Genomic DNA, 21,495 nt, shown 5'->3' on the forward strand with positions numbered 1-21,495 from the left:
AATATTTACAATTCCCGACAATCGGGACATGAGGAAAGCAGTGTGGAAAGATTTGATGCCATTGTAATCGGCGCCGGGGCGGCGGGAATGTTTTGTGCGGCGCAGGCAGGCCAGGCGGGGCTGCGCGTGCTGCTGCTGGATAATGGCAAAAAGCCGGGCCGTAAAATCCTGATGTCCGGCGGCGGGCGCTGCAATTTTACCAATATGTATATCGAGCCGGCGGCCTACCTCAGCCAGAACCCGCATTTTTGCAAGTCGGCGCTGGCGCGCTACACCCAGTGGGATTTTATCGAGCTGGTGGGTAAACACGGCATCGCCTGGCATGAGAAGACGCTCGGTCAGCTGTTCTGCGATGATTCTGCCGAGCAGGTGGTCAACCTGCTGCTGGCCGAGTGCGAAAAGGGCGGCGTGCAGATCCGCCTGCGCACGGAGATCCTTAGCGTCGAGCGCGACGACGCGGGCTTCACGCTACAGCTTAACGGCGAAACGGTGGCGGCGAACAAGCTGGTTGTCGCCTCCGGCGGCCTGTCGATGCCGGGCCTTGGCGCGTCGCCGTTCGGCTACAAGCTTGCTGAACAGTTTGGCCTGACGGTGCTGCCGACCCGCGCCGGCCTGGTGCCTTTTACCCTGCATAAACCGCTGCTTGAGCAGCTGCAGGTGCTCTCCGGCGTATCGGTGCCGTCGACCATTAGCGCCGAAAACGGCACGCTTTTCCGTGAGAATCTGCTGTTTACCCATCGCGGGCTATCCGGCCCGGCGGTGCTGCAAATTTCCAGCTACTGGCAGCCCGGGGAGTTCGTCAGCGTCAATCTGCTGCCAGACTGCAATCTCGACGACTTCCTCAACCAGCAGCGGGCCGAGCATCCGAATCAAAGCCTGAAAAATACCCTGGCCATGCAGCTGCCGAAGCGTCTGGTCGAGTGCCTGCAGCAGCTGGGGCAGATCCCGGATGTGACGCTGAAGCAGCTTAACCTCCGCGAGCAGGAGGCGCTGGTTGAGATGCTGACCGCATGGCGGGTGCAGCCAAACGGCACCGAGGGCTACCGCACGGCGGAAGTGACCCTCGGCGGCGTGGATACCAACGAACTCTCGTCCCGCACGATGGAAGCGCGTAACGTGCCGGGGCTCTATTTTATCGGCGAAGTCATGGACGTCACCGGCTGGCTCGGCGGCTATAACTTCCAGTGGGCGTGGTCCTCCGCCTGGGCCTGCGCGCAGGCGCTGGCCCAGGCGTAAGACGGTGTCAGCCTCCCGCTGCGGGAGGCTGACACCTGGCCAGTTAGTTCAATCCCAGAAAATACTGGGCGATTTTGAAGTAGATAATCAGCCCGGTCCCGTCGATCAGGGTGGCGATAAACGGCGCGGAGACCACCGCCGGGTCAATGCCGACGCGCTTGAGCACCATCGGGATCACCGACGATACCAGCGCGCTCCATAGCGTAATGCACACCAGCGTCAGGCTGACGATCAGCGTGATTTCCATTCCGATGCCCATCATCCAGGCGCGCAGGCATCCCGCCAGCCCGAGCGTGAGGGCGATCAGCAGCGACGTCGAGACCTCTTTACGGATAACCCGCCCCATATCGCGCAGCCGCACTTCGCCCAGCGCCATGGAGCGCACCAGCGTGGAGGTGATCTGCGTGCCGCTGTTGCCGCCGGTGCCAATCAGCAGCGGGATGAAGAAGGCCAGCGCAATGGCCGATTCCAGCGCCTCTTCAAAGTGCTGTATCACGCTGCTGGTGTAGGCTTCTGCGACGAACAGCAGCAGCAGCCAGACCGAACGCTTCTTCCACAGCGTCCACGGGCTGATCTCCAGATAGGGCTTCTCCAGTGGCAGCGTGGCGCCCTGCAGATGCGCGTCTTCGGTGACCTCATCTTCCAGCAGATGGGCGATCTCTTTCTCCATCAGGCAGCCGACCAGCTCGCCTTTTTCGACCACCGGCACCAGCGTAAGCCCGCGTTCGCCCAGTTCGGCAACCACCTGCTGGCGCTCGTCATCGGGCTTGACGCGGAACAGGCAGCTGTCCATTAAGTAGCGAATAGGCTGAGTGGTATCGCTCTCCTGCAGCAGTTTTTTAATCGACAGGCTGCCGCGCAGCTTCCTGCCGGCGACGACGAAAACCTGGCCTGGAATATCATCGCTGCTGAGCTGCGAGACAAAGCGCTCCCGCGCTTCATGGACGCTGAGCTGCTCCGGCAGCGTAATAAAATCGGTACGCATGTACTGGGCGATCGCATCGCCGTCGAAGGCGGCGGTAGCCGGATGGGTGGCGCAGTGTTGGATGGATGACATGGTGTAATTCCCTATAAAAAATCACTCATAGGGGCGAACAAGACAGGATGAGCACAGGCAGATCCCTACGTCCTGGTTTTAGCACTGCACAACGTATCCGTCCGGCACGAATGCCGTCAGAAGTTACCTTGGCAACACCTTGATTCGATGGATGCCTGTATTTCCCTGAGTGGTCTCTCTCGATACCAGCAGGGCGGTAACTTATATTTGTGCAGGAGCCTCGCCATAACGAGATCGTTAAATGAGGCGCCATTATTGGCGAAGGGGGATCGTTCACCAAGCTTATAATTCAACAGGTTTATCAACTGTTGATAAACGGCGGCGGTTTTGTTTACCGGCCCGCCATCGTGTTCCCGCCGACGGCGATACTATGGGTGGGAGTGCTCTTCTTCGGCGGTCAGGCAGTGCAAATGCCCGTGGCGCACGCCGCGCTGGGCAATCACCTCATCGGCGAAGTGCTGCACCTGGCCCATCTCCCCCTTTAGCACCGCAATCTCCAGGCAGTCATCGTGGCTGATGTGCACATGCAGCGTGGCGACGGAGAGATCGTGGTGATGGTGCTGGGTGGCAATCAGCCGGCTCGCCAGCTCGCGCTTCTCGTGTTCATACACGTAGGAGAGCACCGCGTAGCCGCGCTGTTCGCTCTTTTGCGCGTGCTCATGCATCAGGGCGTTGCGCAAAATATCGCGCACCGCTTCCGAGCGGTTGTTATAGCCCCGCTGTTCGCTGAGCGTATCAAGGGTGGCGAGGAGCTCATCATCAAGGGTCAGGGTTACGCGCTGCATGGCCGTTTCTCTTTAGTCAGGGAGGCTGGAAAAGCGGGAAGTACCGCGCGCTGTAGCGCCCGGCCCGCCGTGGACTGAAGACGCAGCGGTGAGCTTATCTCCGTCGTTTCAACAATTTGCCCGCTCTCCATCACCATCACCCGCTGGCAAAAGCGTTCGACCAGCCGCAGGTCGTGGGTGATAAACAGGCAGGCGGTAGAAAACTGTACCTGCAGACGCTTGAGCAAGGCAACGATCTCCGCCTGCAGGACGAGATCCAGATTCGACACCGCCTCATCAAGGATCAGCAGCTGCGGCCTGACGACTAGCGCCCGGGCCAGGCACACGCGCTGGAGCTGGCCGCCGCTGAGCTGCAGCGGGCGCTTGTGGAGCAGGTCAGCGGAGAGATCGACCGCCTGCAGCATCGCCTTCACCTGCGCCGTGCGCTCATCGCGGGAGTAGCGGAACAGGTGGTGCAGCGGTTCGCTGATAATCTCCAGCACCGTTTTACGCGGATTCACCGCGCTCAGCGGGTCCTGAAAAACCAGCTGGATATCGCGGCGAAAGGTGCGCAGAGCCTCATCCTTCAGGGCCGTGAGCGGCGTATCGCGCCAGGCGACGACGCCGCAATTCGGCGACTCCAGCCCCACCAGCATTCGCGCGAGGGTGCTCTTGCCGCAGCCGCTGCGGCCGAGCAGGGCGACCGTCTCCCCCGGTGCGATGCTGAGATTGATCTGCTGCAGCACCGCCGGGTGATGCGGATAACCGTGGCTGACGCCAGCGACGTTAAGTAAATTCACGCTCTGCTCTCCATTCCGTACAGCGCCAGGTGCGCCGCCAGCAGCCGCCGGCTGACCGGATGCTGCGGGGCGCTGAACAGGGTTGCCACATCGCAGCGCTCGACAATACGACCGCCATCCATCACCGCGACCTCGTGCGCCAGCCGCGCCACAACGCCCATATCGTGCGTGATCAGCAGCAGGCCCTGGCCGCGGGTGGCGACGATCTCTTCCAGCAGGTCAAGAATGCGCGCCTGGGCGACGGCATCGAGGTCGGTGGTGGGCTCATCAGCAAAGATAAACGGCGCCTCGCTCAGCACGGCCAGGGCAATCATCATCCGCTGCAGCATGCCGCCGCTCATCTCGAAGGGATAGCGCCTGAGCAGCCGGGCGGGGTTCTCCAGCCCCACCGCCTCCAGCGCGGCGATAAATGAGGACTCATCCAGCGGCCGGCCGACGGCGCGGCAGGTTTCCCGGGCGTGAGCCGCCATGGTGTGCAGCGGGTTAAAGGCGCTGCGAGGATTCTGCATGATGGTGGCGACGGTGCCTCCGCGCAGCTGCCTGCCGTGGACCGGTATCCCGTCGAGCAGGATGCGCCCGGCGCTTTGTCGGACGCCGGGCGGCAGAACCTCAAGGGCCGCGGCGCAGGTCAGCGATTTCCCGCAGCCGCTGCTGCCGAGCAGCGCCAGAACCTGGCCGCGGCGCAGCGTCAACGACAGATCGTGGACCAGAGGTTGCCCGGCGTGGAGGGTGAACTGCTCGAGCTCGATCTTCTGTGGCATCAGTGGCTATGCTCCGCGATCAGGTGAGGATCGAGACGATCGCGCAGCGCGTCGCCCACCAGGTTAAAGGCCATCACGCTGATAAACAGCGCCAGGCCCGGCCACAGCATCTGCAGCGGCTGGGTCCAGATGTACTGGCGCGCGTCGTTAATCATCACTCCCCACTCCGCGGTCGGCGCGCTGACGCCGAGGCCAAGGAACGACATACCGGCGACGTGCAGCATCATATGGCCGATATCAAGCGTGGCGAGCACCAGCAGCGACGGCACCACCGCGCCTGCCAGATGATCGACAAAGACGCGGATATGCCCCGCCCCGCAAAGCCGGGAGGCGAGCACAAACTCGCGCTGGCGTAGCGAAATCGTCAGGCTGCGCACCATCCGCGCGTACCATGCCCAGTGCGACAGGGCGATGGCGATAATCACGTTAGTCAGACCGGTACCCAGTACGCCGACCATGAAAAACGACAGGATTGAGGTCGGGAAGGTCATAAACATATCGGCAACCCGCATGGTGAGCTGGTCGACCCGGCCGCCCATTAGCCCGGCGCAGCCGCCGATGACCAGCCCCAGCGTCAGCACCAGCAGCAGGCAGGCCAGCACCGCGCCGAGAGAAACCCGCGTGGCGGCCAGCAGACGGGAAAGAATATCGCGTCCCAGGTGGTCGGTACCCAGCCAGTGCCGGGCGTCCGGCGAGAGCAGGCGTGACGGTAAATCAACGGCCTGCGGGTCGTAGGGCTGCCACCACTGGGCGGTGAGGGCGATCAGCACCAGCAGGATAATGGCGATCAGCGCCAGGCGAACCGGCCAGCGGGCGGAAAGAAAAAGGTTCACTGGCGTACTCCTTCATGGCGGCGAATGCGCGGGTCCAGCGCGGCGTTGAGCAGGTCAACCGTCAGGTTGCAGAGCGCAAACACCACCACCATCACCAGCGTGAAGCACTGGATCACCGGGTAGTCGCGGTTAAAGATGGCCGACACCGCGTAGCGCCCGATGCCCGGCCAGGCAAAGATGTTTTCGATAATCATCGTGCCGCCAATCAGCTCGGCAATATGCATCCCGATAGCGGTCACCACGGGCAGCGAGGCGTTGCGTAGAATATGGCGGCGTTCGGTTTGCCTGTCGCTCAGCCCGCGCAGCCGCGCCCAGGTGACGTGGCGCTGGCCGGCAACCTCCAGCATGCTGGCACGCAGCAGGCGGGCGTTAATGGCCAGCGACATCAGGGCTATCGACGCCGCGGGCAGAATAAGGTGCTGCCAGCCGCCGTAGCCCAGCGCCGGCAGCCACTGCAAATAGACGGAAAAAAACATCACCAGCAGGAAGGCGAGCCAGAAGTTGGGCATCGAGACGCCGAGAAAAGCGATCGCCCGCACGATGAAATCCGCCGGGCGATCGCGATGGCGGGCGGCCCAAATCCCCAGCGGCACGGAGGTCAGCAGGATAATGACCAGCGCCGCGCCCGCCAGCTGCAGTGTGGCGGGCAGGAAGTGCATCACGTCGTCGATCACCGGTCGCTGGGTGGCGAAGGAGAGGCCAAAATCGAGATGCAGCGCCTTCCATAGCCAGCTGGCGTACTGGGTGACGAGCGATTGGTCCAGCCCGAGCATCGCGCGCGTGGAGGCCACCATCTCCGGCGTCGGCGGAAGATTTGATAAGCGCAGATAGTCCAGCGCCGGGTCGCCGGTGCCGAGACGCAGCATGAGAAAGATAATGACCGAGGCGGCGAAAATCATCGGTATCAGCAGCAGGATGCGCCGCAGTACGTAGCGTCGCATCAGGGCTGCTCCGGCCGGATCTGTTCGAACGGAATCTCGGCGGCGATGGCAGCGTAGGGGATCGTACCGAGCTCGGGTTTTGCCACCACCATCATCGAGACGTAGCTGATGGGCAGATAGACCGCATCGTTGTGCAGGCGGGTGAGGATGTCGCGATACAGCGCCCGGCGCCGGGTTTCGTCGGTGGTCGTCAGCACCTTGCCAATCTGCTGGTCGATAAGCGCCTTATCGGCTAATCCCAGCTGGGCCTGATAGTCGGCGTGAGAGGGCACGCGCATTGAGCTCATAAAGGCGTGCGGATCGTACGGTGCGCCCCAGGTGCGGTTAAAAATCATGCCGAAGCGCCCGTCGCGCTGGCGGGCATAAATACTGCTCTCTTCTTCGCCGTTCAGCACGACGTCGACGCCAACCTGACGCATATCGGCCTGCATAATTTCCGCCATGGATTTGCTCAGGGCGTCGGTGCCGATAAACGACATCTCGATGCGCAGCGGCTGGCCATTTTTCCGGCGGATCTCCTCGCCTGCGGGCTTCAGCCAGCCGGCCTTTTCCAGCAGGGCGTTAGCCCGCTGCGGATCGTAGCGGCGCGGCGTTAAGCCGATATTGGCGTAGGGCACCGAAGGGGCAAACAGCGTATCGGCGACCTGCTGGGTGCCGTACAGCGCGTTGTCGATCAGCGACTTTTTGTTGACCGCATAGTTTAGCGCTTCCCGCACCGCCAGCTCATTAGTGGGCGCTTTGGCAGAGTTAAGCGCCAGCATCACCGTTTCGACGGGCTGAGAAAGCTGGGTGCGCCAGGCCGGGTTATGGCTGAAACGCGCGAAGGTATCCAGCGGCAGCAGGCCCTCGTTGCCATAGAGCAGATCGATATCGCCGGTTTCAAAGGCCACGGCGCGGGTCATCGGGTCCGGGATCACCTTTACGGTCACCTGGTCAAGCGCCGGTTTTTCGCCCCAGTAGCGTGGGTTACGCACCAGCACATCAAACTGGTTGAGTTTCGCGGTTTTCAGCACCCACGGCCCGGTGCCGATGGGCGCCTTAATGCCGTGCAGGGTGCCGCCGTCAACAAACTGTGACGGGGCGATAAAGCGGAACGGACGCGGCAGAGCCAGTTCCTGGAGAAAAGGGTAGTAGGCGCTTTTGAGGGTGATTTGCAGCCGGGTATCGCTCAGCGCTCTGACATCGCTGATCTGGTTGGTCAGCTCCAGCCAGGCGTGGCGCTGCCTGTTCGCCAGCACCGCCTGAAAATTGGCTACCGCCGCCTGGGCGTTAAACGGCTCGCCGTTGGAGAACTGCACGTCACTGCGCAGGGTAAACAGCCAGACTTTCCCGTCCGCGGAGTGGCTCCAGCTGCTCGCCAGCCACGGCTTGACCGAGCCATCCTGCTGATATTTGACCAGCGGCTCGTAGACCATGCTTTGGGCGAACATCTGGTTGGGGGTATAGAGGTGGGGGTTCAGAGGACCTACGTTAACCGGCCAGGCGGTAACTAATTCACGCGCGGCGGCGCCGGTTAGCAGAGGCAGACAGATGAAAACCGCCGTCAGAAAAGGGCGGAAAAAGGTGCGGAGGATCGACAAAGCGTTAATCTCAGTGAGCAGGAAAGTATGATGATTTTAATAATTCATCATACTTTAGGAGTAACTCAGATCAATCAATGGCCCGATAGTATAAGAAAATCATATATAAGCGGCGCCGTCAGGGGCGCCTGAAGAGATCCAGCAGCGTGGCGAGCTGTTCATCAATGGGGGTGACGTCGCGCTTGACGATCAGGTGCAGCGGGGTCGCGCGTCGGGCGCCGTGGCTCAGCGGCAGCGGCTTCAGCTCCCCTTGGGCGAGCTGCGGACGAATGCGCTCTTCGGGCAGCCAGCCGAAACCGACCTGATACAGCACGGCATCAATAGCGGCATCAATGGTGGAGAAGGTCCACGCGTCGCGGCCCGGCTGGCGTTCATTGTGGCGATCGGCGATCTGCACCAGCGGCCAGCGGGCCAGGGCGCTATCGTCCAGCGGCCCGTCGAGGGCGGCGAGCGGATGGTCCCGGTGAGCGACGGCGATAAAATCGATGTTCATCAGCCACTCGCCGCGGCCGGTAATGTCCTGGCGGCGGGTGAGCACCATCACGTCAGCCTCGCCGCGCGCCGCGCTCTCGTCGCCGATGTTTTCCAGCACCTCCGTCAGCCTGACCTGGGTTTGCGGGTAGCGCTGCTGGAACTGGCGCAGAATAGCAAACAGCCGCTGGCGAGGAAAAATGCTGTCGACGACCAGATCGAGCCTGGTACGGGCGCCGTTGCGCAGCGCAATAGCGTGATTTTCAACATAATAAAAAGCCTGCAGCAGCGGCTTAACCTGGGCGAGCAGCAGCTCGCCCGCCGGCGTTAATACCGCGCGGCGCCCGGATGGCGTCAGCAGCGTTACCCCCAGCCTTTCCTGCAGCAGGGCGAGGTTGTAGCTGACCGACGACTGGCTGCGATGGGTCTCCTCCGCGGCTCTGGCAAAGCTGCCCAGGGCGATAACCTTCTCCAGCAGGGCCCATTGTTCGAGCGTTGTCTTGTGCATAATTCATCTAAAAAGTGGATGGATTCAATCAAAACATAGCGTTATTTATTCATTTTTTAAAGCAGTACTCTGGGTTCCAACAACAGAGGAGCAAGCACAATGAACGCTTTCGACAAACACGATTTGAGCGGTTTTATCGGCAAACATCTGGTTTATACCTACGATAACGGGTGGAATTACGAAATTTACGTCAAAAACGGCCGCACCCTGGACTACCGTATCCATAGCGGGATCGTCGGCAACCGGTGGGTAAAAGATCAGCAGGCTTTTATCGTTCGGGTGGGGGCCAGCATCTATAAAATCTCGTGGACCGAACCGACCGGGACTGACGTCAGCCTGATCGTTAATCTCGGCGATCGGCTGTTTCACGGCACCATCTTCTTTCCGCGCTGGGTTATCAACGATCCGCAAAAAACCGTCTGCTTCCAGAATGAGCATATCCCGCTGATGGAGTCGTACCGCGCCGCCGGCCCGGCCTATCCGACGGAAGTGATTGACGAGTTTGCGACAATTACCTTTGTTCGCGACTGCGGCGCGGATAATGACGCTATTATTAATTGTCCTGCTAACCAATTACCTGCAGATTTTCCTGCAAACTTGTAATACTCCGGAAATAATTTTGTGATCTATGTAAGATTTCTCTCTTTAGTATCATAGAGTAAAATTTTATTTATTGTTTAACGGTTTAATGTTTGTTTACTTTACCGCCCCGTGCTCCTGGCCCGTTCTGAGTCAGGGGCCGAATTCCCCGCTTAAAACCGCCATCACAGTTAATAAACTTATTTATAAAACAACTGGTTGTATTGTCGATCGCCAACTATATTAATTTCTTAATATTATCCTAAGCAACCCCGTCTAAATTAAATAACGTCAAATACCCTGGAATGAAAATGTGGCATTGAAAGAATTTCATTTTCATTTTGTTTAAGTCCGCTGGCGCAGGATATTTTTTTCTACCGGCCTGAGTTTGTTCGGGCCATATACAGAACAGGAAAATGATGAGCGAATTTTTGCCGTTTTCGCGCCCGTCAATGGGTGACGCAGAGCTGGCCGCGCTGCGTGAAGTTTTGCAATCAGGTTGGATCACTACCGGGCCGAAAAATCAGGCGCTGGAAGAGGCCTTCTGCACGCTGACCGGCAACCGGCATGCGGTGGCGGTCAGCTCGGCGACCGGCGGCATGCACGTCACGCTGATGGCGCTGGGCATCGGCGCCGGCGATGAGGTGATCACCCCTTCGCAGACCTGGGTCTCGACCCTGAACATGATCTGTCTGCTGGGCGCGACGCCGGTGATGATCGACGTCGATCGCGATAACCTGATGATCGCCGCTGAAGCGGTCGAAGCCGCGATTACCCCCCGCACCAGGGCCATCGTTCCCGTGCATTACGCGGGCGCGCCGGCGGATATCGACGCGATTCGCGCCGTCGGCGAGCGTCACGGCATCGCGGTGATTGAAGATGCCGCCCACGCGGCGGGGACCTACTACAAGGGCCGTCACGTCGGCAGCCGCGGTACCGCAATCTTCTCCTTCCACGCCATTAAAAATATGACCTGTGCCGAAGGCGGCCTGATCGTCACCGATGACGACGAGCTGGCTTCGCGTATCCGTAGCCTCAAATTCCACGGCCTTGGCGTTGATGCCTACGACCGCCAGACCCTCGGCCGCGCTCCGCAGGCGGAGGTGATCTCCCCGGGCTTCAAGTACAACCTGGCCGATATCAACGCCGCGCTGGCGCTGGTGCAGCTGGAGAAGCTGCCGCACGCCAACCGGCGTCGCGCCGACATCGCCCGCCGCTATCTGAGCGAGCTGGCGGATACCCCGTTCGCGCCGCTGCAGGTGCCGGGCTGGGAGCACCAGCACGCCTGGCACCTGTTTATTATTCGCGTCGATGAGGCCCTCTGCGGCATTAATCGCGATGCCTTAATGGAGCAGCTGAAAGCCATGGGGATCGGCACCGGCCTGCATTTCCGCGCGGCGCATACGCAAAAGTATTACCGCGAGCGCTTCCCGACGCTGTCATTGCCGAACACGGAATGGAACAGCGCGCGCATTTGTTCACTCCCGCTGTTCCCGGATATGACCGATGACGACGTCACCCGCGTTATCTCCGCTCTGCACCAGCTGTCAGGACGTTAATATGTTTACTTATCCTCCCGTGAAGAAGGTCTCGGTGGTTATCCCTGTTTATAACGAGCAGGAGAGCCTGCCAGAGCTCATTCGCCGCACGGATAGCGCCTGCGCCACCCTTGGGCGCGAATATGAAATCCTGCTGGTCGATGATGGCAGCAGCGATGACTCCGCCCGCATGCTGACGGCGGCGGCCGAAGCCGAAGGCAGCCACGTCGTGGCGGTGCTGCTGAACCGCAACTACGGCCAGCACTCGGCGATCATGGCGGGTTTTAGCCACGTCACCGGCGATCTGATTATCACCCTCGATGCCGACCTGCAAAACCCGCCGGAGGAGATCCCGCGGCTGGTGGAGAAAGCGGACGAGGGCTATGACGTGGTCGGTACCGTACGTCAGAACCGCCAGGATACCTTCTTCCGTAAAACCGCGTCGAAGATGATCAACCGCCTGATCCAGCGCACCACCGGCAAAGCGATGGGCGATTACGGCTGCATGCTGCGGGCCTATCGCCGCCATATCATCGACGCGATGCTCAACTGCCACGAGCGCAGCACCTTCATCCCGATCCTCGCGAATACCTTTGCCCGCCGGGCGGTGGAGATCCCGGTGATGCACGCCGAGCGTGAGTTCGGTGATTCCAAATACAGCTTTATGCGCCTGATTAACCTGATGTACGACCTGGTGACCTGTCTGACCACCACGCCGCTGCGCCTGCTCAGCGTTTTCGGCAGCGTGATCGCCCTGCTGGGCTTTGCCTTCTCGATCCTGCTGATTGTGCTGCGCCTGGTATTAGGCCCGCAGTGGGCGGCCGAAGGGGTATTCGTGCTCTTTGCCGTGCTGTTTATGTTTATCGGCGCCCAGTTTGTCGGCATGGGTCTGCTTGGGGAGTATATCGGCCGCATCTATAACGATGTTCGCGCCCGCCCCCGCTACTTTATTCAACGTGTTGTTCGTCAGCCGGAAACGGCATCTCAAGAGGAAGATCGTTCATGAAAGCCGTAGTCTTCGCTTATCACGATATGGGTTGTGCCGGTATTCAGTCCCTGCTGGACGCCGGGTATGACATTGCCGCTATTTTCACCCATCCGGATAACCCCGGCGAAAACCATTTCTTTGGTTCGGTGGCGCGTATCGCTGCGGAACAAGGTATCCCGGTGTGGGCGCCAGAAGATGTGAATCACCCGCTGTGGATTGAACGTATCCGCGAAATGACGCCGGACGTCCTGTTTTCCTTCTACTACCGCAATCTGCTGGGCGATGAGATCCTCAATATTGCGCCGCAGGGCGCCTTTAACCTGCACGGCTCCCTGCTGCCGAAATATCGCGGCCGCGCGCCGCTGAACTGGGTGCTGGTCAACGGTGAAAGCGAAACGGGCGTCACCCTGCACCGCATGGTCAGCCGCGCCGATGCCGGCGATATCGTCGCGCAGCAGACGGTGGCTATCGGGGGCGATGACGTGGCGCTGACCCTGCACCGCAGGCTGTGCTCGGCGGCATCCGAGCTGCTGGGCCAGGCGCTGCCGGCGATCCGTGAAGGCAAAATTGACGCGCGCGCGCAGGATGAGAGCCAGGCGACCTACGTCGGCCGCCGTACGCCGGAAGATGGCCGTCTTGACTGGGAGCAGCCCGCGCAAACCCTGCATAACCTGGTCCGCGCCGTATCCGATCCGTGGCCGGGCGCGTTTGGCTATACCGGCGCCAGCAAATTTATCGTCTGGAAATCTCGCGTCCGTCACGACCTGCCGGCAGCGAAGGCGGGGACGGTGATTTCCACCACGCCGCTGGTGGTGGCCTGCCAGGACGGAGCGCTGGAAATCGTCACCGGTCAGACCGATCGCGGCGTCTATATTCAGGGTACGCAGCTGGCGCAGGCTTTGGGCCTGGTCTCTGGCGCCGTGCTGAGCAGCAAACCGGTGGTGGCGATTAAGCGCCGCACCCGCGTGCTGATCCTCGGCGTTAACGGGTTTATCGGCAACCATCTGACCGAGCGCTTACTGCAGGACGATAATTACGAAATCTACGGTCTGGATATCGGCTCCGATGCCATCAGCCGCTTCCTTGAGAATCCGCGTTTCCACTTCGTCGAAGGGGATATCAGCATTCACTCCGAATGGATTGAGTATCACATTAAGAAATGCGACGTGGTTCTGCCGCTGGTGGCGATCGCCACGCCTATCGAATACACCCGTAACCCGCTGCGCGTGTTCGAGCTGGACTTCGAAGAGAACCTGAAGATTATCCGCGACTGCGTGAAGTACGATAAGCGCATTATCTTCCCGTCGACCTCTGAAGTGTACGGTATGTGCACCGATAAAAACTTCGATGAAGACAGCTCGAACCTGGTGGTGGGGCCGATCAACAAGCAGCGCTGGATTTATTCGGTATCGAAGCAGCTGCTCGACCGCGTTATCTGGGCCTACGGCGATAAAGCCGCTCTGCGCTTCACCCTGTTCCGTCCGTTTAACTGGATGGGGCCGCGTCTGGATAACCTCAACGCCGCGCGTATCGGCAGCTCCCGCGCCATTACCCAGCTGATCCTCAACCTGGTTGAGGGCTCGCCGATTAAGCTTATCGAAGGCGGTAAGCAGAAGCGCTGCTTCACCGATATCAGCGACGGTATTGAAGCGCTGTTCCGGATTATCGAGAACAAAGACGGCCGCTGCGACGGGCAGATTATCAACATCGGTAACCCGGATAACGAAGCCAGTATTAAAGAGCTGGCGGAGATGCTGCTGGATTGCTTCGAGCGCCATCCGCTGCGCGGCAGCTTCCCGCCGTTCGCCGGCTTCCGCGATGTCGAAAGCAGCGATTACTACGGTAAAGGTTATCAGGACGTCGAGCACCGTAAGCCGAGCATCCGCAACGCGAAGCGCTGCCTGAGCTGGACGCCGACGGTACCGATGGAAGAGACCGTCGAGCATACCCTCGACTTCTTCCTGCGCACCGTTGAACTGGCGGATGATAAGAGATCATGAAACAGGTCGGCTTACGCATAGATGTTGATACCTTTCGCGGCACGCGGGACGGAGTTCCGCGGCTGCTGAGCCTTCTGGCCCAGCACGGGATTCAGGCAAGCTTCTTTTTTAGCGTTGGGCCGGACAATATGGGGCGCCATTTGTGGCGCCTGATAAAACCGAAGTTTTTGTGGAAGATGCTGCGCTCAAAGGCGGCCTCGCTGTACGGCTGGGACATCCTGCTGGCCGGTACAGCCTGGCCCGGGCGGCGCATCGGCGCGGGCAATGAAGAGGTGCTGCGCGCGACGGCGCAGGCCCATGAGGTGGGCCTGCACGCCTGGGATCACTACAGCTGGCAGGCGTGGAGCGGCGTCTGGCCGCAGGAGCGCCTGACCCTGGAGGTTGAGCGCGGGCTGCTGGAGCTGGAGCGGATTATTGGCCAGCCGGTGACCTGCTCCGCCGTCGCCGGCTGGCGCGCCGACCAGCGGGTTATCAAAGCCAAAGAGTCCTTCGATTTTCTCTACAACAGCGACTGCCGGGGCAGCCGCCCCTTCCGGCCGCAGCTCGGCAACGAGACGCTGGGTACCGTGCAGATCCCGGTCACGCTTCCCACCTGGGATGAGGTTGTCGGCAGCGCGGTTGATGCCGGCGGCTTTAATCGCTATCTGCTGGACTGCATTCATCGCGACCCGGGCGTCCCGGTCTATACCATTCATGCCGAAGTTGAAGGCATTGCGTTTGCGCAGCAGTTTGATGAGCTGCTGACGATGGCGGCGCAGGAAGAGATCCAGTTTTGTCCGCTAAGCCAGCTGCTGCCCGCTGATTTTAGCGAGCTGCCGGTGGGCAAGGTGGTACGCGGTGAACTGGCCGGCCGGGAAGGCTGGCTTGGGCGTGAACAATTATTGAGTCAGGACGTATGAAAAGCATTCGTTATGGTATCTCCCTGCTGGCGCTGTTTGCCCTGTATTACGTACTGCCGCTGAATTTCCGCCTGCTCTGGCAGCCTGACGAGACGCGCTACGCGGAGATTAGCCGCGAAATGCTGGCCTCCGGCGACTGGGTGGTGCCGCATTTCCTCGGGCTGCGTTACTTTGAAAAACCAATTGCCGGCTACTGGATTAACAGCATCGGGCAGTGGCTGTTTGGCCACAACAATTTCGGCGTGCGCTTTGGCTCGGTCTTCTCCATCAGCGTGACCGCGCTGCTGGTTGCCTGGCTGGCGTGGCGGATCTGGCGGGATAAACGGCTGGCGATCCTCTCCGGCGTGATGTTCCTGACCGCGCTGCTGGTCTACGGTATCGGCACCTATGCGGTGCTGGACCCGATGATCGCCATGTGGATGGCCCTCGCCATGTGCAGCTTCTGGGGCGCCGCTCAGGCGCAGACCCGGAAGGGCAAAGTGGCCGGCTATCTCCTGCTGGGCGTGGCCTGCGGGATGGGGGTGATGACCAAAGGCTTCCTCGCGCTGGCGGTGCCGGTGGTTGGCGTACTGCCGTGGGTAATTGCGCGTAAGCGCTGGCGCGAAGTGCTGACCTGGGGCTGGCTGTCGGTGGGCGTCTGCGCGCTGGTGGTGCTGCCGTGGGGGTTGGCTATTGCCCAGCGCGAGCCGGACTTCTGGCGCTACTTCTTCTGGGTGGAGCATATTCAGCGCTTTGCCGAGAAAGACGCTCAGCATAAAGCTCCGTTCTGGTACTACATTCCGTTCCTGATTGCCGGAAGCCTGCCGTGGCTGGCGCTGCTGCCCGGGGCGCTGAAGCGCGGCTGGACCGAACGCGACGACGCCCGCGGCGCGCTGTATCTGCTGGGCTGGGTGGTGATGCCGCTGCTGTTCTTTAGCATCGCCAAGGGCAAGCTGCCGACCTACATCCTGCCGTGCTTTGGGCCGCTGGCGATCCTGATGGCCCGCTATGCGCTGAATGCGGCGAAAGCGGGGGCGAAGGTGCTGCGCATCAACGCCATGATCAACATCGGCTTCGGCCTGGCTGGCCTGCTGGCGGTGCTGGCGGTCTCGCCGTGGAGCTTCATGCACAAGCCGGTGTGGTCGCAGATTGAACTGTATAAATGTCTGCTGGCGGCCTTGATATTTGCGCTCTGGGCGCTGGTGGGCTGGCTGACGATGAAGGACAGCGCCCGGCGCTGGCCGCTCGCCGCCTGCTGCCCGCTGGGGCTGGCGCTGCTGGTGGGCTTCGCGATCCCTGACCGGGTCATTGATAGCAAGCAGCCGCAGTTTATGGTCGATATCGTCGGCGAGTCGCTGGCGCCAAGCCGCTACGTGCTGACCAATAACGTCGGTATTGCCGGCGGCCTGTCGTGGGAGCTCAGGCGCAGCGATATCATTCTGTTCGATAAGCAGGGTGAGCTAAAATACGGTCTCGACTGGCCGGATGCGCAGGGCCGCTTCGTCAGCGAGGGCGACTTTGCCAGCTGGCTGGAGACGCATCGTCAGCAGGGGCCGGTGTCGCTGGTTCTGCTGATGGACAAAGGGGAGAATATGAACGACCTGGCGCTACCGAAACCCGACAACTCCTATGAGTTAGGACGGGTTGTGTTCATCCAGTATCTGCCGCAATGAGCATCTGGATCTGCCTGGCGCTCGCCAGCCTGCTGAGCTGCGCCGGGCAGCTGTGCCAAAAACAGGCCACCCGCCCGTCCAAATCCGGACTGCGCGGGCGGCATATTCTCGGCTGGCTGGGGCTGGCGCTGCTGGCGCTCGGCGGCGGTATGCTGCTGTGGCTGAGCGTGCTGCAGGCGATCCCGGTGAGTATCGCCTACCCGATGCTGAGCCTCAACTTCGTCTGGGTCACCCTCGCGGCGTGGGGCGTCTGGCACGAGCCGGTAGCGCGCCGCCATTGGGTCGGGGTCGGGATGATTGTCGTGGGTATCGTGATTCTCGGGAGTAGCGTCTGATGGGCTTAATCTGGGCGCTGCTTAGCGTCGGGCTGGTCAGCGCCGCGCAGCTGCTGCTGCGCGGGGCGATGGTCGAGCTGCCGCCGCTGACCGACCTGGTCACGTTTATCGGCCATCTTGTCCATCTCCGGGCCGGCACCTTCGGCCTGGCGCTGGGGCTGAGCGGCTATCTGCTGTCGATGGTGTGCTGGTACTTTGCGCTGCACCGTCTGCCGCTCGCCAAAGCCTATGCGCTGCTGAGCCTGAGCTACATTGTGGTGTGGGCCGCCGCTATCTGGCTGCCCGGCTGGCATGAGGCTTTCCGCTGGCGCTCGCTGCTGGGCGTGCTGATTATCGTCGCCGGCGTGCTGACCATCTTCTGGCCGCTGAAGCGTAAAGGATAGCTTAGCCCAGCCGTTCGACCTTGAGCTCGAACGGCGTCGGCGTGCACACCGCCAGGCTGAGGGCGCCAAGCTGGAGCTGGCTGACCGACAGCCGGGAGCGGAAGCAGCTGTCGACGCTGGCAATCTGCCAGGCGCTGCCGCCACGCTGCTTAACGATCGCTTCTTTACGCGTCCAGATGCGCCAGAACGCCGCCAGCTGTTGCTCCGGCCGTTCGGCCTCCACCTGCGCATGCTCGCCAGAGCTAAATACCGCATTGGCGATCCGACGCCAGTTTTCTCGCGGGCGAATGACTTCGATATCGCAACCGACTTCCCCCTCGTCGCTGAGCAGTAGCGCGATATCGTCGCCGCTGTGGCTGAGGTTAAACCACAGCGACGTCCCGTCAGAAAACCCCGGCTTGCCCTGTTCGGCGTAGATAATCTCGGGCAGCGGCGTCACCGCCTGATACAGCAGCGCGCGGCCGGCTAACCAGCCGGCGCGGCGCGCGCTCTGCGGCGCGAGGGCGGAGAGCGCCGGCGGCAGCGCCCGCGTGCTTAAGGTCGAAATTTTCCCCAGCAAAAGCCGATACATATTAAGACCAACGTTTAATGATGATGGAGGTGTTGATGCCGCCAAAGGCGAAGTTATTGCTCTGCAGATACTCGCAGTCAATCCTGCGCGCTTCACCCATGATGTAATCGAGCTCGCCGCACTGGGGGTCCGGCTGACGCAGGTTGAGCGTCGGGGCGAACCAGCCTTCACGCATCATCTGCAGGCTCATCCAGGCTTCCAGCGCCCCGCAGGCGCCCAGCGTATGGCCAAAATAGCTTTTCAACGAAGAGATCGGCACGCGACTGCCGAAGAGGGCGGCGCTGGCCCGGCTTTCGGCAATATCGCCGCGATCGGTCGCCGTACCGTGGGCCGAGATATAGCCGATATCTTCGGCGCGTAAACCGGCCATGCTGAGCGCCTGCGCCATGCAAATTTGCATCGTTTCCTGCTGCGGCTGGGTGATATGCGCGGCGTCGCAGTTGGTGGCAAAACCGACGATTTCGCCGTAGATCGTCGCGCCGCGCGCTTTGGCGTGCTCCAGCTCTTCGAGGATCAGCGTACCGGCGCCTTCGCCTATTACCAGGCCATCGCGACGCGCGTCGAACGGCGACGGGGTGGTTTTCGGCTCATCGTTGCGCTGGCTGGTGGCGAAGAGGGTATCAAAGATCGCCGCTTCGGACGGGCAGAGCTCTTCGGCGCCGCCGGCCACCATCACCGTTTGATAGCCGTGGCGAATGGCTTCCCAGGCGTAGCCGATGGCCTGGCTGCCGGACGTGCAGGCGCTGGAGGTGGGAATAACCCGCCCGCGCAGGCCGAAGAAGAGGCCGGTGTTGACCGCGGTGGTGTGCGGCATCATCTGTACGTAGGTGGTGCCGGTAATGTTGTTGGTATGCTTTTCCGTCAGCATGGTGGCAAACTCGCTCACCGGGCCGGTGCTGCCGGTCGAAGAGCCGTAGGCAATACCGGTTTCGCCGTTCGTGAGCACCGCCTCGCCGATCAGGCCGGCCTGCTCCAGCGCCAGCTCGCTGGCGCGGGTGGACATCAGCGATACCCGGCCCATGGCGCGAATACGCTTGCGGGTATAGTGCTCCGGCAGGGTGAAATCGTCGATCGGCGCGCCGAGCAGGGTGTGCAGGCCGTCATAGATTTGCCATTCCGGCATCTTGCGCACGGCGTTCTCGTAAGAGAGCAGCCTGGCGGAAACGTCCTGCCAGTTTTCCCCAAAGGCGGTGACGCCGCCCATCCCTGTAATCACGACACGGCGTGTCATAACATACCTCCATTGATGGAAATAACCTGGCGGGTGACGTAACCCGCAATGTCGGACATTAAATAGCTGGCCAGCCCGGCAACTTCATCCGCCTGGCCCATACGCTTCATCGGGATCAGCGCCATCGCCTCTTTCTGCGCGGCCTCTTCCATCTCGATCATCCCGGTATCAATCAGCCCCGGCGCAATGCAGTTGACGGTGATTTTGCGTTTCGCCAGCTCAATGGCCAGCGCTTTGGTGGCGCCGATAATGCCCGCCTTCGCCGCGCTATAGTTGACCTGACCCCGGTTGCCCATCACCCCGGAAACGGATGACAGGGTAATAATCCGCCCGCCCTGACGGGCGCCGATCATCGGCATAATGCACGGCTGAATAACGTTGTAAAAGCTGTCGAGGTTGGTGTGGATAACGCAATCCCAGTCGTCGTCGCTGAGCGCCGGGAAGGCGCCGTCGCGGGCGATCCCGGCGTTGCTTACCACGCCGTACCACGGACCGTGGGCGGCGATATCCTGCTCCAGCGCCTCGCGACACTGCTCGCGGTTGGCGACGTCAAAGCTCAGCACCCGCCCGGCGCCGCCGGCGGCCTGCAGGGTCTCGAGGGTTTCCCGCGCGCCCTCGGCGTCGCGATGGTAATGAACGCCGACGGTAAAACCGTCCGCCGCCAGCTGGCAGGCGATGGCGCGGCCGATGCCCTTGCTGGCACCGGTCACTAATACTGAACGACTCATGGTTTCTCTCCCTGATTAAAAAGCGTCGTTAACTCTTCGGCGGTAGGCTGGAAGGTATTCACCCTGCCGGTTGCCAGCGCCTCATCCCCGGCGCTGATGGCGCACTCGAAGCTGCCAAAACGCGCGTCCTGCATTAACAGATTAACGCTGATGGTCAGCGTCCGGCCGGCGGGCAGAACCCCCGCGGCGCAGATTAGCTCCCTGGCGCCGAGCACCATGCCGAGCGCAATACTGCTTTGCCCCTGCCGGCGGCGATGCCAGCCTGACCAGACGCCGACGGTCTGCGCCATCAGCTCCAGCGCAAACCAGCCGGGCAGGTTGCCGTCGGCGTCAAGAAACGGCGCCAGCACGCTGCGGCCGGTGACGGCAACGCGGCAAACGGCGGTTTCGTCAGTGACCTTCAGCACCTCTTCCAGCAGCAGCATCGGCGCGTCGTGCGGCAGGTAGTCGCCGGGCGACAAATAGTGGTTCATAAAACTCTCCCGAGCAGAATGCTGGCGTTATTGCCGCCGAAGGCGAACGAGTTGGACAGGATCGTCGGCCGGGCGAGCGGCTGCGCTTTCTCGATAATGCCGCAGGCGGGCAGCGCCGGGTCGCGCGGCGAAAGGCTGAAATCCTGGGCGGGCAGCGGCAGGCTGCGCTGGAGGATCAGCATGGCGATTGCCGCCTCGGTGATCCCCGCCGCGCCAAGCGTATGGCCGGTCAGATGCTTGGTGGAGCTGCACGGCACCTGCTCGCCAAACAGCGCGCTCACCACCTGCGATTCCACCTGGTCGTTAAGCGGCGTGGCGGTACCGTGCAGGTTGATGTAGCCCACCGCGTCGGCGGCGATACCGGCATCGTCGAGCGCCTGGCGAATGGCGCGGATGGCCCCTTCGCCCTGCGGATGGGGAGCCGAAATATGGTGCGCATCGCTGGACTCGCCCACGCCGAGCAGGGCGATGGGCTGCGGCTCCCGGGTCAGCAGCATCAGCGCCGCGCCTTCGCCAATCGTAATTCCGCAGCGGTCGCGGCCGAAGGGCTGGCATAGCGTTGGGGAGAGGGACTCCAGGCTGTGGAAGCCGTTCACAGGCATCCGGCTGAGGGAGTCGGCGCCGCCGACAATCGCCACGTCCGCGAGGCCGGCCTCGATCAGCCGCCGCCCGCTGATTATCGCGCGGGCGCTGGAGGAGCAGGCGGTGGAGAGGGTAAAGGCCGGGCCGTCGAGATCCAGCCAGTGGCTAAGAAAGCGCGACGGGTCGCCCAGCTCCTGCTGCGGGTAGTGCCAGGCTGCGCTCGCCTTCGCGTTGAGCGTGAAGTCCACGTGCCTGTCGCCCTCATCGAGCCCGGAGGTGCTGGTGCCAAGCACCACCGCCACCCGATCGCGGCCGTAGCGGGCGATAGCGTCGTCCACCTGCGGCTGAATCTGCGCCAGCGCCGCCAGCAGCAGCTGATTGTTGCGCGAGCGGTGGGCCGCAAAAGCATCGCCGATGGCGGGCAGCTCGCCGTCAACGCCGCCGAGTATCGCCTGCGGTTGTCCCAGCAGCCAGCCGGCGCGCGGGCGCATACCGGGGGCGATACCGCGCGTCAGGTTGCAGGCGATCTCGTCGAGGCTGTTGCCCAGCGCGTTGATCATGCCGACAGCGGAAATGTAGATCATC

Annotated in this window: 22 protein-coding genes and 1 riboswitch; of the genes, 9 read left to right on the forward strand and 13 right to left on the reverse strand. The window is 61.7% G+C overall.

Annotated features, from left to right (window positions below; genetic code table 11):
• The first annotated feature begins 42 nt into the window (after positions 1–42).
• The gene (locus NWP14_RS16820; RefSeq protein ID WP_095102869.1) at positions 43–1,236 is read left to right on the forward strand and encodes an NAD(P)/FAD-dependent oxidoreductase; all 1,194 of its coding nucleotides are present in this window, start codon (positions 43–45) and stop codon (positions 1,234–1,236) included.
• A gap of 43 nt (positions 1,237–1,279) precedes the next feature.
• Here NWP14_RS16820 and NWP14_RS16825 read toward each other — a convergent pair whose 3' ends face one another.
• From NWP14_RS16825 to NWP14_RS16860, 8 genes are all read right to left on the reverse strand, one after another.
• Positions 1,280–2,293 carry a magnesium transporter gene (locus tag NWP14_RS16825; RefSeq protein ID WP_375215694.1) on the reverse strand — a complete coding sequence of 338 codons (1,014 nt, stop codon included), beginning with the start codon at positions 2,291–2,293 and terminating at the stop codon, positions 1,280–1,282.
• A 56-nt stretch (positions 2,294–2,349) separates the two neighbouring features.
• A riboswitch (M-box (ykoK) riboswitch) is annotated at positions 2,350–2,533 on the reverse strand.
• A gap of 128 nt (positions 2,534–2,661) precedes the next feature.
• A complete protein-coding gene (nikR, locus tag NWP14_RS16830) occupies positions 2,662–3,078 on the reverse strand; it encodes a nickel-responsive transcriptional regulator NikR (RefSeq protein WP_095102871.1) in 417 nt (138 codons plus the stop codon).
• The gene (gene nikE / locus NWP14_RS16835) at positions 3,066–3,857 is read right to left on the reverse strand and encodes a nickel import ATP-binding protein NikE (protein WP_375215695.1); all 792 of its coding nucleotides are present in this window, start codon (positions 3,855–3,857) and stop codon (positions 3,066–3,068) included. The genes nikR and nikE overlap by 13 nt, the downstream gene beginning before the upstream one ends.
• Positions 3,854–4,618, reverse strand: a complete 765-nt coding sequence (gene nikD, locus NWP14_RS16840; protein WP_375215696.1) for a nickel import ATP-binding protein NikD — start codon at positions 4,616–4,618, stop codon at positions 3,854–3,856. Before nikD ends, nikE begins: the two co-directional genes overlap by 4 nt.
• Positions 4,618–5,451 carry a nickel ABC transporter permease subunit NikC gene (gene nikC, locus NWP14_RS16845; protein WP_375215697.1) on the reverse strand — a complete coding sequence of 278 codons (834 nt, stop codon included), beginning with the start codon at positions 5,449–5,451 and terminating at the stop codon, positions 4,618–4,620. Before nikC ends, nikD begins: the two co-directional genes overlap by 1 nt.
• Positions 5,448–6,392 (reverse strand): nickel ABC transporter permease subunit NikB, encoded by a 945-nt coding sequence (nikB, locus tag NWP14_RS16850; RefSeq protein WP_375215698.1) that lies wholly within the window; start codon positions 6,390–6,392, stop codon positions 5,448–5,450. The genes nikC and nikB overlap by 4 nt, the downstream gene beginning before the upstream one ends.
• Positions 6,392–7,939, reverse strand: coding sequence for a nickel ABC transporter substrate-binding protein (nikA, locus tag NWP14_RS16855; protein ID WP_375215749.1), 1,548 nt, complete (start codon positions 7,937–7,939; stop codon positions 6,392–6,394). Before nikA ends, nikB begins: the two co-directional genes overlap by 1 nt.
• Before the next feature lie 151 nt (positions 7,940–8,090).
• Positions 8,091–8,951 carry a LysR family transcriptional regulator gene (locus NWP14_RS16860; RefSeq protein ID WP_331835124.1) on the reverse strand — a complete coding sequence of 287 codons (861 nt, stop codon included), beginning with the start codon at positions 8,949–8,951 and terminating at the stop codon, positions 8,091–8,093.
• Between the two features lie 99 nt (positions 8,952–9,050).
• Here NWP14_RS16860 and NWP14_RS16865 point away from each other — a divergent pair, with 99 nt between their 5' ends.
• The 8 genes from NWP14_RS16865 to arnF all read left to right on the forward strand — a co-directional run bounded on the left by NWP14_RS16865 (position 9,051) and on the right by arnF (position 17,325).
• Positions 9,051–9,554, forward strand: coding sequence for a phenolic acid decarboxylase (locus NWP14_RS16865; RefSeq protein ID WP_095102878.1), 504 nt, complete (start codon positions 9,051–9,053; stop codon positions 9,552–9,554).
• A gap of 395 nt (positions 9,555–9,949) precedes the next feature.
• Positions 9,950–11,089 (forward strand): UDP-4-amino-4-deoxy-L-arabinose aminotransferase, encoded by a 1,140-nt coding sequence (gene arnB, locus NWP14_RS16870; RefSeq protein ID WP_095102879.1) that lies wholly within the window; start codon positions 9,950–9,952, stop codon positions 11,087–11,089.
• 1 nt (position 11,090) lies between these two features.
• The gene (gene arnC, locus NWP14_RS16875) at positions 11,091–12,074 is read left to right on the forward strand and encodes an undecaprenyl-phosphate 4-deoxy-4-formamido-L-arabinose transferase (protein WP_095102880.1); all 984 of its coding nucleotides are present in this window, start codon (positions 11,091–11,093) and stop codon (positions 12,072–12,074) included.
• Positions 12,071–14,056, forward strand: coding sequence for a bifunctional UDP-4-amino-4-deoxy-L-arabinose formyltransferase/UDP-glucuronic acid oxidase ArnA (gene arnA / locus NWP14_RS16880; RefSeq protein WP_331835126.1), 1,986 nt, complete (start codon positions 12,071–12,073; stop codon positions 14,054–14,056). The genes arnC and arnA overlap by 4 nt, the downstream gene beginning before the upstream one ends.
• Complete coding sequence (arnD, locus tag NWP14_RS16885) at positions 14,053–14,955, forward strand: 4-deoxy-4-formamido-L-arabinose-phosphoundecaprenol deformylase (RefSeq protein WP_095102883.1); 903 nt, start codon at positions 14,053–14,055, stop codon at positions 14,953–14,955. Before arnA ends, arnD begins: the two co-directional genes overlap by 4 nt.
• Entirely contained in the window at positions 14,952–16,607 is a 1,656-nt protein-coding gene (gene arnT, locus NWP14_RS16890; RefSeq protein WP_375215699.1) for a lipid IV(A) 4-amino-4-deoxy-L-arabinosyltransferase, read from the forward strand. The genes arnD and arnT overlap by 4 nt, the downstream gene beginning before the upstream one ends.
• Positions 16,604–16,942, forward strand: a complete 339-nt coding sequence (arnE, locus tag NWP14_RS16895) for a 4-amino-4-deoxy-L-arabinose-phosphoundecaprenol flippase subunit ArnE (protein WP_375215700.1) — start codon at positions 16,604–16,606, stop codon at positions 16,940–16,942. The genes arnT and arnE overlap by 4 nt, the downstream gene beginning before the upstream one ends.
• A complete protein-coding gene (arnF, locus tag NWP14_RS16900) occupies positions 16,942–17,325 on the forward strand; it encodes a 4-amino-4-deoxy-L-arabinose-phosphoundecaprenol flippase subunit ArnF (protein WP_375215701.1) in 384 nt (127 codons plus the stop codon). Before arnE ends, arnF begins: the two co-directional genes overlap by 1 nt.
• A gap of 1 nt (position 17,326) precedes the next feature.
• On the opposite strand, the gene acpT is transcribed toward arnF, so the two are convergent.
• From acpT to NWP14_RS16925, 5 genes are read right to left on the reverse strand one after another with little or no spacing between them, the layout of a single operon-like run.
• Positions 17,327–17,896: a 4'-phosphopantetheinyl transferase AcpT gene (acpT, locus tag NWP14_RS16905; RefSeq protein WP_375215702.1), complete on the reverse strand. Its 570-nt coding sequence runs from the start codon at positions 17,894–17,896 to the stop codon at positions 17,327–17,329.
• A gap of 1 nt (position 17,897) precedes the next feature.
• Positions 17,898–19,127, reverse strand: a complete 1,230-nt coding sequence (locus NWP14_RS16910) for a beta-ketoacyl-ACP synthase (protein WP_315301322.1) — start codon at positions 19,125–19,127, stop codon at positions 17,898–17,900.
• A complete protein-coding gene (locus tag NWP14_RS16915) occupies positions 19,124–19,855 on the reverse strand; it encodes a 3-ketoacyl-ACP reductase FabG2 (RefSeq protein ID WP_095102891.1) in 732 nt (243 codons plus the stop codon). Before NWP14_RS16915 ends, NWP14_RS16910 begins: the two co-directional genes overlap by 4 nt.
• Entirely contained in the window at positions 19,852–20,328 is a 477-nt protein-coding gene (locus NWP14_RS16920; protein WP_095102892.1) for a 3-hydroxy-fatty acyl-ACP dehydratase, read from the reverse strand. Before NWP14_RS16920 ends, NWP14_RS16915 begins: the two co-directional genes overlap by 4 nt.
• Complete coding sequence (locus NWP14_RS16925) at positions 20,325–21,494, reverse strand: beta-ketoacyl-[acyl-carrier-protein] synthase family protein (RefSeq protein WP_375215703.1); 1,170 nt, start codon at positions 21,492–21,494, stop codon at positions 20,325–20,327. The genes NWP14_RS16920 and NWP14_RS16925 overlap by 4 nt, the downstream gene beginning before the upstream one ends.
• Position 21,495: the final 1 nt, after the last annotated feature.

The sequence above is a fragment of the Klebsiella sp. C349492 genome (genome assembly GCF_042055345.1).
In the GTDB taxonomy this organism is placed as follows: Bacteria; Pseudomonadota; Gammaproteobacteria; order Enterobacterales; family Enterobacteriaceae; genus Klebsiella; species Klebsiella scottii.

Bases quoted from the DNA above. Each gene is read 5' to 3' on its own strand.
- NWP14_RS16925 (WP_375215703.1), bottom strand. From the start codon at position 21,494: ATGATCTACATTTCCGCTGTCGGCATGATCAACGCGCTGGGCAACAGC.
- nikR (WP_095102871.1), bottom strand. From the start codon at position 3,078: ATGCAGCGCGTAACCCTGACCCTTGATGATGAGCTCCTCGCCACCCTT.
- arnC (WP_095102880.1), top strand. From the start codon at position 11,091: ATGTTTACTTATCCTCCCGTGAAGAAGGTCTCGGTGGTTATCCCTGTT.
- arnA (WP_331835126.1), top strand. From the start codon at position 12,071: ATGAAAGCCGTAGTCTTCGCTTATCACGATATGGGTTGTGCCGGTATT.
- arnB (WP_095102879.1), top strand. From the start codon at position 9,950: ATGAGCGAATTTTTGCCGTTTTCGCGCCCGTCAATGGGTGACGCAGAG.
- arnE (WP_375215700.1), top strand. From the start codon at position 16,604: ATGAGCATCTGGATCTGCCTGGCGCTCGCCAGCCTGCTGAGCTGCGCC.
- nikB (WP_375215698.1), bottom strand. From the start codon at position 6,392: ATGCGACGCTACGTACTGCGGCGCATCCTGCTGCTGATACCGATGATT.
- arnF (WP_375215701.1), top strand. From the start codon at position 16,942: ATGGGCTTAATCTGGGCGCTGCTTAGCGTCGGGCTGGTCAGCGCCGCG.
- acpT (WP_375215702.1), bottom strand. From the start codon at position 17,896: ATGTATCGGCTTTTGCTGGGGAAAATTTCGACCTTAAGCACGCGGGCG.
- NWP14_RS16865 (WP_095102878.1), top strand. From the start codon at position 9,051: ATGAACGCTTTCGACAAACACGATTTGAGCGGTTTTATCGGCAAACAT.
- arnD (WP_095102883.1), top strand. From the start codon at position 14,053: ATGAAACAGGTCGGCTTACGCATAGATGTTGATACCTTTCGCGGCACG.
- NWP14_RS16920 (WP_095102892.1), bottom strand. From the start codon at position 20,328: ATGAACCACTATTTGTCGCCCGGCGACTACCTGCCGCACGACGCGCCG.
- NWP14_RS16910 (WP_315301322.1), bottom strand. From the start codon at position 19,127: ATGACACGCCGTGTCGTGATTACAGGGATGGGCGGCGTCACCGCCTTT.
- NWP14_RS16825 (WP_375215694.1), bottom strand. From the start codon at position 2,293: ATGTCATCCATCCAACACTGCGCCACCCATCCGGCTACCGCCGCCTTC.
- nikD (WP_375215696.1), bottom strand. From the start codon at position 4,618: ATGCCACAGAAGATCGAGCTCGAGCAGTTCACCCTCCACGCCGGGCAA.
- arnT (WP_375215699.1), top strand. From the start codon at position 14,952: ATGAAAAGCATTCGTTATGGTATCTCCCTGCTGGCGCTGTTTGCCCTG.
- NWP14_RS16915 (WP_095102891.1), bottom strand. From the start codon at position 19,855: ATGAGTCGTTCAGTATTAGTGACCGGTGCCAGCAAGGGCATCGGCCGC.
- NWP14_RS16860 (WP_331835124.1), bottom strand. From the start codon at position 8,951: ATGCACAAGACAACGCTCGAACAATGGGCCCTGCTGGAGAAGGTTATC.